At 75.0% G+C, this 14,969-nt stretch carries 10 protein-coding genes and 2 pseudogenes; 6 read left to right on the forward strand and 6 right to left on the reverse strand.

Annotation, left to right across the window (positions count from 1 at the left end):
* The 3 genes and pseudogenes from AB0K65_RS30800 to AB0K65_RS30810 all read right to left on the reverse strand — a co-directional run.
* Positions 1–672, reverse strand: a pseudogene (locus AB0K65_RS30800) (hypothetical protein); the annotation flags it as partial.
* Positions 669–2,195: a hypothetical protein gene (locus tag AB0K65_RS30805; RefSeq protein WP_365722324.1), complete on the reverse strand. Its 1,527-nt coding sequence runs from the start codon at positions 2,193–2,195 to the stop codon at positions 669–671. The gene AB0K65_RS30805 and the pseudogene AB0K65_RS30800, both read right to left, overlap by 4 nt.
* A 274-nt stretch (positions 2,196–2,469) precedes the next feature.
* A complete protein-coding gene (locus tag AB0K65_RS30810) occupies positions 2,470–3,165 on the reverse strand; it encodes a GntR family transcriptional regulator (RefSeq protein WP_365722348.1) in 696 nt (231 codons plus the stop codon).
* 198 nt (positions 3,166–3,363) lie between these two features.
* On the opposite strand from AB0K65_RS30810, the pseudogene AB0K65_RS30815 reads away from it, so the two are divergent.
* The 4 genes and pseudogenes from AB0K65_RS30815 to AB0K65_RS30830 all read left to right on the forward strand — a co-directional run.
* A pseudogene (locus tag AB0K65_RS30815) lies at positions 3,364–3,616 on the forward strand (MFS transporter); the annotation flags it as partial.
* A 148-nt stretch (positions 3,617–3,764) separates the two neighbouring features.
* On the forward strand, positions 3,765–4,535 hold the full coding sequence (locus AB0K65_RS30820) for a 5-oxoprolinase subunit PxpA (RefSeq protein WP_365722326.1): 771 nt from the start codon (positions 3,765–3,767) through the stop codon (positions 4,533–4,535).
* Positions 4,532–5,158, forward strand: coding sequence for an allophanate hydrolase subunit 1 (locus tag AB0K65_RS30825; RefSeq protein WP_365722328.1), 627 nt, complete (start codon positions 4,532–4,534; stop codon positions 5,156–5,158). Before AB0K65_RS30820 ends, AB0K65_RS30825 begins: the two co-directional genes overlap by 4 nt.
* Positions 5,155–6,018, forward strand: coding sequence for a biotin-dependent carboxyltransferase family protein (locus AB0K65_RS30830; protein ID WP_365722330.1), 864 nt, complete (start codon positions 5,155–5,157; stop codon positions 6,016–6,018). Before AB0K65_RS30825 ends, AB0K65_RS30830 begins: the two co-directional genes overlap by 4 nt.
* A 79-nt stretch (positions 6,019–6,097) precedes the next feature.
* Here AB0K65_RS30830 and AB0K65_RS30835 read toward each other — a convergent pair whose 3' ends face one another.
* The 3 genes from AB0K65_RS30835 to AB0K65_RS30845 all read right to left on the reverse strand — a co-directional run bounded on the left by AB0K65_RS30835 (position 6,098) and on the right by AB0K65_RS30845 (position 12,536).
* Complete coding sequence (locus AB0K65_RS30835; RefSeq protein WP_365722332.1) at positions 6,098–9,886, reverse strand: hydantoinase B/oxoprolinase family protein; 3,789 nt, start codon at positions 9,884–9,886, stop codon at positions 6,098–6,100.
* Between the two features lie 598 nt (positions 9,887–10,484).
* The gene (locus AB0K65_RS30840; protein ID WP_365722334.1) at positions 10,485–11,900 is read right to left on the reverse strand and encodes a HEAT repeat domain-containing protein; all 1,416 of its coding nucleotides are present in this window, start codon (positions 11,898–11,900) and stop codon (positions 10,485–10,487) included.
* A gap of 243 nt (positions 11,901–12,143) precedes the next feature.
* Positions 12,144–12,536, reverse strand: coding sequence for an ankyrin repeat domain-containing protein (locus AB0K65_RS30845; RefSeq protein ID WP_365722336.1), 393 nt, complete (start codon positions 12,534–12,536; stop codon positions 12,144–12,146).
* A gap of 396 nt (positions 12,537–12,932) precedes the next feature.
* Between AB0K65_RS30845 and AB0K65_RS30850 the strand changes: the two genes are divergently transcribed.
* Positions 12,933–13,127: a hypothetical protein gene (locus AB0K65_RS30850; protein ID WP_361232465.1), complete on the forward strand. Its 195-nt coding sequence runs from the start codon at positions 12,933–12,935 to the stop codon at positions 13,125–13,127.
* A gap of 37 nt (positions 13,128–13,164) precedes the next feature.
* The coding region (locus tag AB0K65_RS30855; RefSeq protein ID WP_365722338.1) for a hypothetical protein at positions 13,165–14,969 on the forward strand (1,805 nt) is incomplete at its 3' end.

Genomic DNA, 14,969 nt, shown 5'->3' on the forward strand with positions numbered 1-14,969 from the left:
GGCGGTGGCGGGTTCCTCGTCCCGCGTGGGCGGCTCGCCGGGCGCCGGGGCGGGGTCGGCCGCAGCCGGGACGGGGGCCGGGTCCTGCGCGAGGGCGGTGGCGGGTTCCTCGTCCCGCGTGGGCGGCTCGCCGGGCGCCGGGGCGGGGGCCGGGTTCGGCGCGGGGGCGGGGTCCGGATCCTGGTCCCGCGACGGCGCGGGGGCGGAGGCCGGATGCTGCTCCCTCGGCGGCTCGGGTGCGGAGGCCGGCTCCCGCACGGGTCGGACGCGCGCCCGGCACGGGCCGGCCGCGGGGCTCTCGTACGAGGCGGGGGTCTCGTCCGCGTCCCGGGCGGTGGCGGGCGCCGCGTCCAGGTCGGGGACGGGGCCCTGGTCCGGGTCCGAGTCGGGGGCCGGGTCCCGATCCGGGACGGGGCCCATCACCGAATCCCTCGCCGAGGCCACGCCCCGGCCCGCGGACGAGGTGGCCACCAGGCTCGCGGCTACCACCGGAGCGGCCACCGAGGGCCCGGGGTCCCCCGGGGTGACTGCCGGGATCGCGGTCGGCTGGGGGGCCGGGGGCGCGCCGTGGCCCGCCGCCGGGGCGTGTCCGAGGGGTGCGTCCTGCATGGCGGGCCCGGCGGCCCGCTGCGGCGGCACGGGCGCGTCGGTCGTCACGGCGGGGTCGGTCATGACGCCTCCGAGCGGGCCGCCGCCATGCCGACCGCGTCGAGCAGCGCCGTACCCACTATCAGGTCCGCCCCGCCGAACTCGGGGTCGTCGAGAGACGTGCCGTCGTCGACGGCGAACAGCAGGCGCTCCTCGCCCTGGCGGTACGCCGTGCCGACCGGCGGGCTCGCCGCGTGGACGGCGAGCAGCGCGACCAGGTACGGCAGGTCGGGGTCGCGGCGGCGGGCGTCCGCGAGGAGGCCGGAGAGCCTGCGGGGGGCGTCGTGCTCCAGGTCGAGCAGCTCCATCGCGCTGGCCAGCTGCTCCTCGCTGAAGCGGCTGTCGTCGGGCGTGGCGATCAGGTCCGGCTCGGGCATCTCGGCGCCCAGGTGCTCGCGCTCGACCGGCGGTGTGAGCAGCATGTCGACCAGGTCGCCGACACGCACGGACACGGGCGTGCGCAGTCCGGTGCCCTGGGCGAAGAAGGCGTCGGTGACCCTCGTCGCCTGCTCGAGGGGGAGCGGGAGGATCGGGGCCACCAGCTGGCCGTACAGGTCCATCCCGGTGTACGACGTGGGCGCGGCGAAGGCCTGCCGGTCCTGCTCGGCGCGGAACAGCGGGCCCGCCTCCAGGAGGCGGGACTGGAGCTGGGTGTGCCGCCGGATGCAGTCCTTGACGATGTCGACGAGCTCGGCGGCCCGGCGCTTGTGCTCCTGGTCCTCGGCCTCGTCGCGGGCCTTGCGGATGTTGGTCAGGATGGCGTTCTCGTGGCGGTAGCGGTCGGCGACGTGGTCGAGCGCTTCGGCGATCAGGTCGGGGACGGCGCTGAGCCAGTCGACGGCGCGGACGTTGCGCCGGGTCGCGTCCAGGGTCTTGCGGAGGGTCTCCGCGTACTGCACGGTGCGATACCGCGCCTGCTCCGCGGCGAGCTGGGCGTCGGCGAGCCGGCCCCGGCTGATCAGGACCTCCAGCTTGACCTCGGCCGCGATCTGCGCGCTCGTGACGTCGGTGTCGAGGGCGCCGACGAGGACGTTGACCGCTTCGTCGGTCGTCCGGAGGTAGACCGCGCCGCCGTGGCCGGGGACCTCTTCGAGCAGCTTGAAGTCGTAGTCCCGGCGGGTGTAGACCCCGTCCGCGCCGAAGGTGCCGTAGACGGCGCGGAAGCCGCGGTCGACGCTGCCGACGTTGATCAGGTTCTCCAGGACCCAGCGGGCCACGCGCTCGTGCTCTGCGGCGGGGCGGGCGGGTGCCTGGGCGGCGACGCGGGGCAGCAGACGGGCGACGATCTGCTCGTGGTCGGCGCCCGTGTCGAAGTCCATGTTGAGCGTGACGAGGTCGATGGCCGCGAGGGCGACCTCCGCCATGGCGTAGACCGAGTACTCGCCGGCGAGATTCGCCTTGCGCGCGTCCAGGTCGTGGAGCGGCGCGGTGCACGCGAGCGCGCGGAGGCGCCGCGCGAGCCCTTCGTCGGCGGCCGGGCCCGGCGCGGGCCGCGGCCCCGCGCTGAGCTGGGGCGGAACGAGGTCCGTCGAGGCAGGCGAAGTCACGGAGCACAGATTAGGTCCTCGCACCGACAACGGTCGAAACGGCGCAGATGCGACCGCCCCTGGCCGACACCCGACCGCCCCCGCCGCCGCGCGACCGCCTCCCGCCGACACCCGACCGCCGCCGGGCGGCCGGTGACCGCCTTCCGTCGGTCGACGACCGCCCGGATGCGGCCTTTACGCCACCGCGGGGCCGCCCCACGCGAGGCCCCGCCCCTCGACCGGGCCACCCCGTCCACTCCGCCCCGGCGCGGGCTCAGGCATCAGGCATCAGGCCTCAGGCCTCCGCACCGGGCTCGGCGTCGACCGCCTTCGCGTACGCGTCGACGATCCGGGTGCGGGAGTCGTCGAGGTACCGGGCCAGGAGGTGTTCCGCCGTCACGCGTTCTCCCGCCCGCAGGGCGTCCAGAATCTCCTGGTTTCGCAGGAGATAAGGCTCATGCAGCACCCGGGCGTCGTCCACGGCGTGGAAGGCGAGGCGGAGTTCGGCCAGGACGCCGCGCATCAGTTCGTCGGTGCGCGCACTGCCCGCCAGGGCGACCAGTTCGCGATGGAAGTGGATGTTGGCGGTGGAGACGCCCTTCCAGTCCCCCGCGCGGGCCGCCCGCCGCCCCTCCTCGACGGCGTCCGCCAGGCCGTCGAGGCGGTACGGCGGCTCCCCGAGCTCCCGTACGACAGCGCCTTCGACCAGTCGCCGGGTGCGGTAGATGTCGACGACGTCCTCCACGGTCAGCACGCGGACGAAGACGCCCCGGTTGAGTTCGTGGACGAGCAGCCGTTCGTGGGTGAGCAGCCGGAAAGCCTCGCGCAGGGTGTTGCGGGACACCCCGAGCGCGCCGCCGATGCCGTCCTCCGGCAACCGGGTGCCGGGCGGGAAGAAGCCCTCGGCGATGCGGGTGCGCAGGATGTCCGAGACGCGCTCCGCCGTGCTTGTCCTGCCCAGCAGCGCCCGGTCGTCCGCGAGTTCGCGCATTCCGCTCACCGTGCCTCGTCTCCTCGGGATGCCGTCCGGCGGTCGCCGCCGAGTCAAGCGCAGAAACGAGGGCGAGACAACACACCTCTTGTCGGATCGTTGAACGATCCTCTACGTTAGCGGCACCGCACGACACCCGCGCGACAGCGCACGGTCCCGTACGTCCTCAGGCACGCCTCCCCCCTCTGCGAGGTGCAGATGAGCACGACACAGACCCGGCAGCAGACCCAGGACGAACGACCCGACGAATCGGGCCTGTTCGCCTGGCCTCGGGCCCCGCGGCCGACGCGCCTTCGTCGGCACTTTCGGCGGATACCCCCTGCATTCCTACGACGCCTTCACGCTGCCGCTGTCGATGGTGGCCATCGCCGCCTACTTCGGACTCGACAAGGGCCGGACCGGCCTGCTGACGACGGTCACCCTCGTCGTCTCGGCGGTCGGCGGCGCGCTGGTCTTCGGGGCCGTCGGCTACGGTCTCGCCGTCCTGGCGCTGCTCGGGCTTGCCGAGACCCGCGGAAGGGAACTGGTGTGAGCCCGATCCACGGCTGAGGCCCCCGCGCGCACGACCGCCACCAGGGACGAAAGGAACCGACACCCCCATGACCCCACCCTCGATCGACCTCAACGCCGACCTGGGAGAGGGCTTCGGCCGCTGGACGCTGACCGACGACGAGGAGTTGCTCTCGGTGGTCACGAGCGCCAACGTGGCCTGCGGCTTCCACGCCGGGGACGCGGTCACCATGCGGCGGGTCTGCGAGCTGGCGGCGGCGCGCGGGGTACGGATCGGCGCCCAGGTCTCGTACCGCGATCTGGCCGGCTTCGGGCGGCGTGCGATGGACGTCCCGGCGGACGAACTGGCCGCCGAGGTCGCCTATCAGATCGGGGCGCTGGAGGTCTTCGCGCGGGCGGCGGGTTCGCGGGTCTCGTACGTCAAGCCGCACGGCGCCCTTTACAACCGGGTCGTCCGCGACGAGGAGCAGGCGCGGGCGGTGGTCGACGGCGTGCTGCTGGCCGGGGGTGACCCCGGCCTGCCCGTGCTCGGACTGCCGGGTTCGTCGTTGCACGAGGCGGCCGGGAAGGCGGGCCTTGCGGTGGTCACGGAGGCGTTCGGCGACCGGGCGTACACGGCGGACGGCTCCCTCCTGCCGCGGGGGCGCGAGGGAGCCGTCGTCACCGACCCGGCCGAGGTCGTGGAGCGGTCCCTGTCCATGGCCCGGTTCGGCGTGGTGACCTCGCACTGCGGGCGGTCGGTCGCCGTCCGGGCACGGTCGCTCTGTCTGCACGGGGACACCCCGGGCGCGGTGGGCCTCGCCCGGCGGGTCCGCTCCCGGCTGGAGGCCGCGGGCGTGCGCGTGGAGGCGTTCGTATGACGGCGCGCCGGGTCCTCCGGGTGGGCGAGCGGGCGCTGCTCGTCGAGCTGACGAGCGGCGAGGCGACGGAGGCGTTCCACGCGGAGCTGCTGCGGCGCCGGGCGTCCGGCGCGCTGCCCGCCGTACGGGAGATCGTGCCCGCGGCGCGCACCGTGCTCCTCGACGGTGTCGACGCGCCGGACGTATGGGAGCGGCAGCTGCGGGAATGGACGATTCCGCCGCTCCCCGCGCGCGTGGGACGGTCGGTGGACCTACCGGTCCGCTACGACGGCCCCGACCTCGCAGAGGTCGCCGCGCTGTGGGGGGTCGGCGTGGAGACGGCCGTGCGGATCCACTCGTCCTGCGAGTTCCGGGTCGCGTTCTGCGGCTTCGCGCCGGGGTTCGGCTATCTGACCGGTCTGGGCGGGCGGTACGAGGTGCCGCGCCGGGCCACTCCTCGTACGGCCGTCCCGGCGGGCTCTATCGCTCTCGCCGGGCCGTACACGGGTGTGTACCCCCGCTCCTCCCCCGGCGGCTGGCAGCTGATCGGCACCACGGACGCGGTGCTGTGGGACACGGCGCGGGAGCCGGCCGCGCTGCTCGCGCCGGGCACGCGGGTGCGTTTCGTGGTGGACGGCCGATGACCGACCGTGCCGTCGCCGTCGTTCGCGCCGGGGCGCTGACCACCGTGCAGGACCTGGGGCGCGCGGGACGCGCGCATCTCGGGGTGCCCCGCTCCGGCGCGCTGGATCCGGGGGCGGCGCGGCTCGTCAACCGTCTGGTCGGCAACCCGGAGGACGCGGCGGTGCTGGAGACCACGGTCAACGGCTGCGCGGTACGGCCCCGGTGCGCGGTCACGGTCGCCGTCGGCGGCGCGCCGTGCCGCGTCACGGTCGACGGTCGGCCGGTCGCCTGGGGGACGGCGGTGCGGGTCGGGGCGGGGGCGCTGCTCGACGTCGGGCCGGCCGTGCGCGGTCTGCGCGGTTACGTGGGCCTCGGCGGCGGGGTCGCCGTGGAGCCGGTCCTCGGAAGCCGCTCCACCGACCTCTTGTCCGGGCTGGGGCCGGCACCGCTGGCGGACGGGGCGGTGCTGCCGCTGGGCGCCGAGCCCACCGGGCGGGGCGCGGTCGACGCGGTGCCGTGGCCGGGGCCGCCGGACGGGCTCGTCCTGCGGGTGCGGCTCGGTCCCCGTGACGACTGGTTCGCGCCCGCCGCCCTGGAAACGCTCGCCACGCGCGCGTACCGCGTCTCCCCGTCGAGCAACCGCATCGGCCTGCGGACGCAGGGCCCGCCGCTGGAACGGGTCGTGACCGGTGAACTTCCCAGCGAGGGCATGGTCCTGGGGGCGGTGCAGGTCCCGCCGGACGGCCGCCCCGTGGTGTTCCTGGCCGATCATCCGACGACGGGCGGCTATCCGGTCGTGGCTGTGGTCCGGGAGGCGGATCTCGCGGCCGCGGCGCAGGCGGCACCCGGAACGGTCGTGCGGTTCGTGCCGGTCCGGTGAGCCCGCGGCCCGGGACCGTGCACCGCGCCGCGGTCTCAGCGGTCCGCGCGGCCCGGGACGGGTGCGCCGGGCCGAGGTCTCAGCGGACCACCGGGGCGCAGCCACCACCCGTGCCGGTGGCGGAGGGCTTCCCCGGCTCGGTGGGCCCCGGGCCCCGCGCGGAAGCGACCGGTCCCTGGACGGAAGCTCCCGATGATCCCGACGGCCCGGCCGGCACCGGGACACCGGGTCCCGCCGACTCCGCCGAATCCGCCGATCCCGCCGATGCGTCCGGTCCCGGCGCGGCGGGTCCGAAGCCTCCGCCGCCCGGGGTCCGCACGACCACAACGTCGCCCGGGTGCACGTCGAGCGTGTCGACCCCGCCGAGGCGCTCGACCGTGCCGTCGGCGCGTTCGACCGCGTTCTCGCCGAGCGCGCCCGGCTCGCCGCCGGCCATGCCGTACGGCGGCACCCGGCGGTGGCCGGTCAGCAGGGTGACCGTCATGGGCGCGAGGAAGCGGATGCGGCGCTCGACGCCGTCGCCGCCACGCCACCGGCCGTTCCCGCCGCTGCCGGCGCGGACCGCGAAGGAGTCGACCCGGACGGGAAAGCGCCATTCCAGGATCTCGGGGTCGGTCAGACGGGAGTTGGTCATGTGGGTCTGGACGGCGTCGGCTCCGCCGAAGCCCTCCCCTGCGCCCGAGCCGCAGGCGACCGTCTCGTAGTACTGCAGGCGCGCGTCGCCGAAGGTGATGTTGTTCATGGTGCCGGAGCCCTCGGCCTGGACGCCCAGGGCCGCGTACAGCGCACCCGTGACCGCCTGGGAGGTCTCGACGTTGCCCGCGACGGTCGCGGCGGGGTAGGAGGGCGCCAGCATCGACCCCGGCGGGACGCGGATGTCGAGGGGCTCCAGGCAGCCGCTGTTGAGCGGGATGTCGTCGTCGACGAGGGTCCGGAAGACATAGAGGACGGCGGCCGTCACCACGGACGTGGGGGCGTTGGCGTTGCCGGGCAGCTGGGGCGAGGTGCCCGCGAAGTCGATGACGGCGGCGCGCCGTTCGCGGTCCACTCGCACGGCGACCCGGATGACCGCGCCGCCGTCCGTCTCGTAGCGGTACGAGCCGTCCCGCAGCCGGGCGACGATCCGCCGGACGGACTCCTCGGCGTTGGCGCGCACGTGCCGCATGTACGCGTGGACGACGTCGAGGCCGAACTCGTCGACGACGCCGCGCAGTTCCTCGATGCCCTTCTCGTTCGCCGCGATCTGGGCGCGCAGGTCGGCGAGGTTGGTGTCCGGATCGCGCGAGGGGCAGGGGGCGCCGGTCAGCAGCGCCCGTGTCTCCGGCTCGCGCAGCCGCCCGTCCCGGACCAGGAGCCAGTTGTCGAAGAGGACGCCCTCCTCGTGGACGGTCCGGCTGAAGGCGGGCATCGAGCCGGGGGTGATGCCGCCGATCTCGGCGTGGTGGCCGCGCGAGGCGACGAGGAAGAGCAGCTCGTCCCCGGACGCGCCGAACACCGGGGTCACCACGGTGACGTCCGGGAGGTGGGTGCCGCCGTGGTACGGGTCGTTGATCGCGTACACGTCGCCGGGGCGCAGCGCGTCGCCGCCCCGGCGCAGCACCTCCTTGATGGACTCGCCCATGGAGCCCAGGTGGACGGGGATGTGGGGCGCGTTGGCGATGAGGTTGCCCTCGGGGTCGAAGAGGGCGCAGGAGAAGTCCAGGCGTTCCTTGATGTTGACGGAGTGGGCGGTGTTCTCCAGGCGTACGCCCATCTGCTCGGCGATCGCCATGAAGAGGTTGTCGAAGACCTCCAGGAGGACGGGGTCGGCCGCCGTGCCGACGGCGGCCCGCGCGGGCCGGGGCCGCACGCGCGCGAGGACCAGGTGTCCGCCGTTCCCCGCGGTGGCCCGCCAGCCCCGGTCGACCACTGTGGTGGCGTCGGACTCGGCGACGATCGCCGGGCCGGTGACGGCGTCGCCGGGGCGAAGGTCCTCCCTGCGGTACAGGGGGGTGTCCGCGGTCTCGCCGGCGCTGTACATCCGTACGGTCGCCCGGGGCGCCGGGTCCCCGGTGCGTTCCGGAGCGTCGACGACGACCGGGGCGTGGGGCCCCGCGCGGCCCACCGCCTCCACCGAGACCGCCTCGACGACCAGCGGCTTGTCCATGGTGAAGGCGTACCGCGCACGGTGGACCGCGGTGAACGCGTCGGCCATGTCCCGCGCGGAGGCGAGGTCGACGGGGAGGCTCGCGTCGGTCCCGGCGTACCGCAGCAGGACGCGCGCCCGGGTGGTGATCGCGGAATCGGCGAGGCCGTCGGCGCGCAGCTCCGCCCGGGCGGTGCCGGCGAGTCCGGCGCAGAGGTCGGCCACGCGCGCGTGGGTCCGTGGGGCGTCGAGTTCCGCCTCCACGGACCGTTCGCGCATGGCGGTGGCGTCGGCGAGGCCGATGCCGTAGGCGGAGAGCACCCCGGACAGGGGCGGGACGAGGACGGTGTCGATGCCCAGCGCGTCGGCCACGGCGCAGGCGTGCTGGCCGCCGGCGCCGCCGAAGCTCGTGAGGGCGTAGCGGGTGACGTCGTGGCCGCGCTGGACGGAGATCTTCTTGACGGCGTTGGCCATGCCGAGGACCGCGATCTCCAGGAACCCGGCGGCGACCTCGACAGGGGTGCGGCCGCCGCCGACCCGCTCGGCGAGTGCGGTGAACCCCTCCCTGACGACGTCGGTGTCCAGCGGCCGGTCTCCGGTCGGGCCGAACACCGGGGGGAAGTGGGCGGGCTGGACCCGGCCGAGCATGACGTTGGCGTCGGTGACCGTCAGGGGCCCGCCACGGCGGTAGCAGGCCGGGCCGGGGACGGCGCCGGCCGAGTCGGGGCCGACGCGGTAGCGCCGTCCGTCGTAGTGGAGGACGGAGCCGCCGCCCGCGGCGACGGTGTGGATGCTCATCATCGGGGCTCGCATCCGGACGCCCGCGACCTGTGTACCGAGTTCACGCTCGAACTCACCGGCGTAGTGCGACACATCGGTGGAGGTGCCGCCCATGTCGAAGCCGATGACCCGGTCGAAGCCTGCCTCCCGGGACGTGCGGGCCATGCCGACGACCCCGCCCGCCGGTCCGGACAGGACGGCGTCCTTGCCCCGGAAGTGCGCGGCCTCGCGCAGGCCGCCGTTGGACTGCATGAACATCAGCCGGATCCCGGCGAGTTCCCGCGCCACCTCGTCCACGTAGCGGCGCAGGATCGGCGAGAGGTAGGCGTCCACGACCGTGGTGTCCCCCCGGGGGACGAGTTTGATCAGCGGACTGACCTCGTGGGAGCAGCTGACCTGGGTGAAGCCGAGCGCCCGCGCGATGTCGGCGATCCGGGCCTCGTGGAAGGGGTTGCGGTAGCCGTGCATCAGGACGACGGCCGCGGAGCGGTAGCCGTCCCGGTGGGCGGCGGCCAGCTCCTCGGCGACGGCGTCCTCGTCGAGCGGGGTGACCACCCGCCCCTGGGCGTCGACGCGCTCGCGGACCTCGGCGACCCGTTCGTAAACCGCCTCGGGAAGCACGATCCGGCGGTCGAAGAGGCGGGGGCGGTTCTGGTAGGCGATGCGCAGGGCGTCGCGGAAGCCCTCCGTGACGAGGAGGAGGGTGGGCTCGCCACGTCGTTCCAGGAGGGCGTTGGTGGCGACCGTGGTGCCCATCTTGACGACGTCGACCGCGTCGGCGGGAACCGGGTCGCCCGGGCCGAGCCCCAGCAGGAGGCGGATGCCGGCGACGGCCGCGTCGTCCGCACGGGACGGGTCGTGGGAGAGCAGCTTGCGGGTGACGAGCCGGCCGTCGGGCCGCCGGCCCACGACGTCGGTGAAGGTGCCGCCCCGGTCGATCCAGAACTCCCAGCGCCCGCTCATGTTCCCATTGTGGCCGTCGGGGTGCCGGGTGACAGCGTGGCGAGGGCGGTGTTCAGCGCGTGTGCGGCGCGGCGGTCGAGGCGGGCGCGGGCGCCGGCCGCCCGGTGCCGAGGTCCGCACCCGGCCGGCGCGAGCATGCGGGGCAGCGGGTGAGGGCAGCGGCGGGCGACCCACCGGGGGCCGTCGGTGGCCGGCCGGAGCAGGGCGCCCCGCACGGCCGGGCGGCGGCCGGCCGGACGCGACGGAGCGCGGAACGCCATGAGACAGGCCGCGGTCCCTGGGCGAGGCCGCGGTCCGCGAGCAGCGCGCGGAAACGCCCGGCGACGACACGGTGGCACGCTCGCCCGGAGAGAGCGGATCCGCGCTTCACAGCGTCCGGTGGCCGGTTCCGGGTGGTGACGGCGGCGGGAGGTGACGGCGGGGTGGCCGTCGGACACGGCGTGGACGACGGTGCCGACGACCCGCTGCCGCCGGGCGGAGGCGGGCGGGAGGCGGAAAGTGAACGTTCCGCGAGCTGTGCCCGGCGTCCTCCCCCCGGGGCGGGGCCACGTCGGCGGGTCTCGCCCGCCGCAGGCCGCGCCGCCCCGGGGTGGTGCGGTCAGACCTGCAGGTCCGGCCCTATCCGGTTGCGTACGGCCGTCTGGACCTCGTCCTCCTCGGCCGGGTCGGCGGCCAGGCGCCGCAGTCGCTCCGCGACCCGTACGTCACCGGTCTCGGCGTGCAGCGCCGCGATCTCGCGGGTGGTCTCCTCGCAGTCCCAGAGGCACTCGACGGCGAAGCCGGTCGGGTAGGTCGGGTCGGTGGCCGCGAGGGCGCGGGCCGTGCGGCCGCGCAGCTGGGAGGAGGCGGTCTCTCGGTAGACGTGGCGCAGCACGGGGGCCGCGCAGGCGATGCCGAGGCGCCCGGCGCCGTCGACGAGGGGATACAGGGCCGGCGCGTCGGGGCCCTGGGCCCGGACGGTCTCGCGCAGTGCGCCGAGGACGAGGGGGGCGTCCTGGGCTCCGCCCCGGCAGGCGAGGACTCCCGCGGCGGCCGCGCCGAGCGCGTCGGGCCGGTGGATCCAGCCGCGGGCGCGGTCCACGGCGGGCTCGCCGCACATGCGCTCGAACGCGGAGACGGCGGCCTCGGCGACGGTACGGGACCCGCTGCCGGCGGCGGCCTCGACGAGGTCGAGCACGGCGGGGTCCTTGGCCTCGGCGAGGTAGTGAAGGGCGGCGCAGCGCGCCCCGTCGCCGCCGCTGCGGGCGGCCTCGACGATGAGCGGCCGGTCCTCGGGTCCGGCGACGGCGGTCAGGCAGCGGGCCGCCGGTCCGTGCAGGACGGCGCCCCGGGACAGGCCTTCCTCGGCCCAGTCGAAGACCGCCTGCACACTCCAGCCGGGCCGGGGTCCGCTCGGCCGCATCTGGCGCTGCCAGCGGTCGAAGGAGCCCTGTTCGCGTGCGGCCCTGACGCGGCCGCCGACGGCGTCGCGCAGGTCGTCGGCCCACAGGCGCCACGGCCGGGGCTCGTAGGCGTCCCGCACGGCGGTCGCGAGTTCGGCGTCACCCTCGGCCGTGGCCGGGAAGCGGGCGAGGATCGGGACGGCGAGGGAGCGCAGCCCGGCGTCGTCGTCGCGCAGGGCGAGCTCGTCGAGCGCCCAGGCCCAGTTGGCGCCGGTCGCGGCGTAGCGCCGGAGCAGGACCAGCGCGTCGCTGCGGCCGTAGGAGGCGAGGTGTCCGAGGACGGCGAGCGCGAGCCCGGTCCTGTTCTCCTCGGCGTCGAAGTGGTCCTCGGCGCCGAAGAGGTGGGCCTCGATCTCCTCGAGCCCGCCGTGCAGGTCGAGGTACAGGCGTGCGTAGTAGAGGGAGCGGTTCTCGACCTGCCAGTCGTGGCGGGGGTCGTGGAGGACGCAGTGGTTCAGGGCCGCGAGGGCCTCGGCGCGTGGCGCGGCGAGCGCGTGCAGGGTGCCGTCGCCGCGGCCCCTCTGCAACAGGCCGAGCAGGGTGCCGCTCGGCGCTATGACTGGATCGAACATGGAAGATGCCTCACATCAAGCTGTCGACGCAACCGGGGAGTACCGGGGACTGGTGATCGCCTAGGCCGCGCAGCAACATGGAGGGCCGCCCGTCGTCCTTCGCTTGGTGTTGACCATCTTCCTCTGCCTCTCGTCGGTGGCCCCTTGCGGGCCCGACGTCATGATGACCCAGCCATTTCGCCACCGCGACCACATTTACGACACCGCTCTCACCTGGGGTTCAGTGCCCGTTCACCCGACGCTTCACAAGGCGCCGAACAGTTCGAGGAGTTCTGTCTTCCCAAACATCCGAGCAGTATCCACGGCGGACGGAGTCCCCGCTTCCGGATTCGCGCCGCCGGCGAGCAGCGCGCGGACGACGGCTTCCTCGCCCTTGAAGACGGCGCCCGCGAGCGGGGTCTGGCCACGGTCGTTGGCACGGTCGGCCTCGGCGCCACGGGCCAGCAGGGCCGTCACGGCCCCGGCGTGACCGTGGTAGGCGGCGAGCATGACGAGGGTGTCGCCCTTGTCGTTGGTGAGGTTCGCGGGGACGCCCGCGTCGACGTAGGCGCCCAGCGCCTCGGCGTCCCCGGTGCGTGCCAGGTCGAAGACCTTGCCCGCCAGCTCGACGACCTCGGGATCCGGAGTCTCGCTCATCGGACGTGTCCGCCTTTCGTTCTCGTGACCGCTCTGTTCCGCGGGCGGCCGGCTCCCCGCCCGCGGTGGTGCGTACCGCGGGCGATCCGTACCGCCCCTGACCTGCGCACGGCCCCGCGGCCGTACGAGTGAATCGACAGGGTACTGCCCGTCCGGCGACATGACCCGGCCCGTCCGCGGCAAGGATGACCGCAGCTCGGACCCCGGCCGGACGGGTCCGAAGAGGGCCCGCGGACCGCACCCGGCGGGCGTTTCGCCACTCGGGCCGGCCCCCGTCATCCCCCAGTCAAGTGAAATCGCTCGTTTTTCACCCGGATGCACCTTTAATCACATAGATACTTTCGGTGAACCTGGAAGGACTCATGGTGACTGTCCCCCTCAACCAGGAGAACTCCAATGATCCTGTCCATCTCAGGCGTGGTCCTGCTCGGCATCATCTGCTTCCTGTTCTTCAAGAAGGACGGCCTCAAGGCATCCCACGCCCTGGTCTGCTCGCTGTTCGGGTTCTACCTCGCGGGCACCGCCATCGCCCCCAGCATCACCGCGGGCGGCCAGAGCCTGGCCAGCCTGCTGGGCGGGATCAAGTTCTGACGCCCCTCAGCCCCTTCCACGACTCCAGGAGTACGACGTGGCCCGGCGACCACTTCCCCGCATTCTGAGCAGCGGCAGCGCCCAGATCGCTCGCAGCCGAGAGATCGCGCGCACGGCCGCCGACAGTGCCACCGACGTGCTCCATCCGCTGATCACCGTCACGCGGGGTCTGCGGAAGCTGGCCGCGACCGCGCGGGCCGGATGGGCCGCGACCCCCAAGGAGCGGCGCGGTCCCACGCTGTTCGTGGTCGCGGCCTGCGTCGTCGCCGTCGCCCTCCTCCCGTACGGGCCGCTGCTGGCCCTTCTGTCGGTGATGGGCGCAGCGGCGTGGAAGGGGCATGAGCGCCCGGTCGTGAGGACCGGGCCCGACGACGCCGAGATCGAGCGGCTCAAGGGCCTGTACGAAGCGCTGGTGCCGTACTTCTCCGTTCCCGAGGACCCGGCCCCGCTCTTCTCGCACGGCGGTGACTGGAGCGGCGCCTTCGGGGACCCGGCCTTCGACGACGCCGGGCGCCTCACCCATCTGCGCATCCGGTACCCCGCCTACTTCCCGGACGGGGAGGTCCACTCCCGCGCCCGGATCGAGCAGCTGCTGCACGCCAAGTCCGGACGCGGCCGCGAGTATCACTTCGACTGGGACGAGGAGGGCAACCAGCTCGTCATGAGCGTGCTGCCCGCCCTGCCCACCACGATCGCCGCCCAGCGTTTCGTCACCGTCCCCGGCGAGACGGTCCTCGGCTTCACCGACCCGGAGGCCGTCCAGCGGACCGTTCCGGTGCTCACCGCCGACGGTCCCTCCGACGCGCCGCCGGTCGTCTGGCGCACCGGCCCCCGCTCCACCGAGCCGCACCTGCTGGCCGTCGGCCAGCCCGGCAGCGGCACGACGTCCCTGCTGCGCTCGATCGCCCTGCAGGCCCTGCCGCACGGCGATGTGCTGGTCATCGAAGGGGGCGGCACGGGCGAGTACGCCTGCCTGACCGGCCGCGCCGGGGTCCTGGCCGTCGAGTGCGGCCTCGCCGGAGCCCTGGCGAGCCTGGAGTGGGCGGCGCACGAGACCGAGCGCCGTCTGATCGCGGCGAACCGCGCCCGTCAGGCGGGCCACCCCGCGCCCGAGGACACCAGGAGGCCCCTGTGGGTCCTGCTGGACCGGCCGAGCATCCTCGGCCACCTGGCGGCGGCCGACGGCCGTGCGGACCCGCAGGACCTGCTCCAGGTGCCCCTGCGCCACGGGCGGGCGGCGCAGGTCACGGTGGTGGTCGCGGAGCAGTTCGACAGCGCGGACGCGCTGAGCGAGACGGTACGGACGCACACCCGCGCCCGTGTCGTGCTCGGTCCGGCCTCGCCGGAGCAGATCGAGTGGGTCCTCGGCGCCGCACCGCACACCACCCCGGTCCCCGCCGTGCCGCCCGGCCGCGGCTACGCCCGCCTCGGCACGGGCCCGGTGCTGCGCCTCCAGGTACCGGCGACGCCCGACCCGTACGACGACGCGACGAGCGAGGCCCACCGCCAGGCCGTCCTGGAGCTGCTCCCGGAGCGCCAGACAGCCCTGGCGGCGGCGATCGCGCCGGCCCCCGGCTCCGCCCCGGACCCCGGCCCGCTCCCCGCCGCGGACACGGCCGCCGCCCCCGCTCCGTACCCCGGCGACACGCTCGGCGCGGTCCCCGCCCACGGCGAACTCCCCGCTCCGGAGCCGGGCAGCCTGCCGACCCCCGACCCGGCCCCGGCCGGAGTCCCCGACCACGGGGCCCTCCCCGCTCCTGCCCCGCACCCGGACGCCGTCCCCGCCCCGTACCCCGGCGACACGCTCGGCGCGGTCCCCGCCCACGGCGAACTCCCCGCTCC

This window comes from Streptomyces sp. NPDC053755, assembly GCF_040677675.1.
GTDB lineage: Bacteria > Actinomycetota > Actinomycetes > Streptomycetales > Streptomycetaceae > Streptomyces.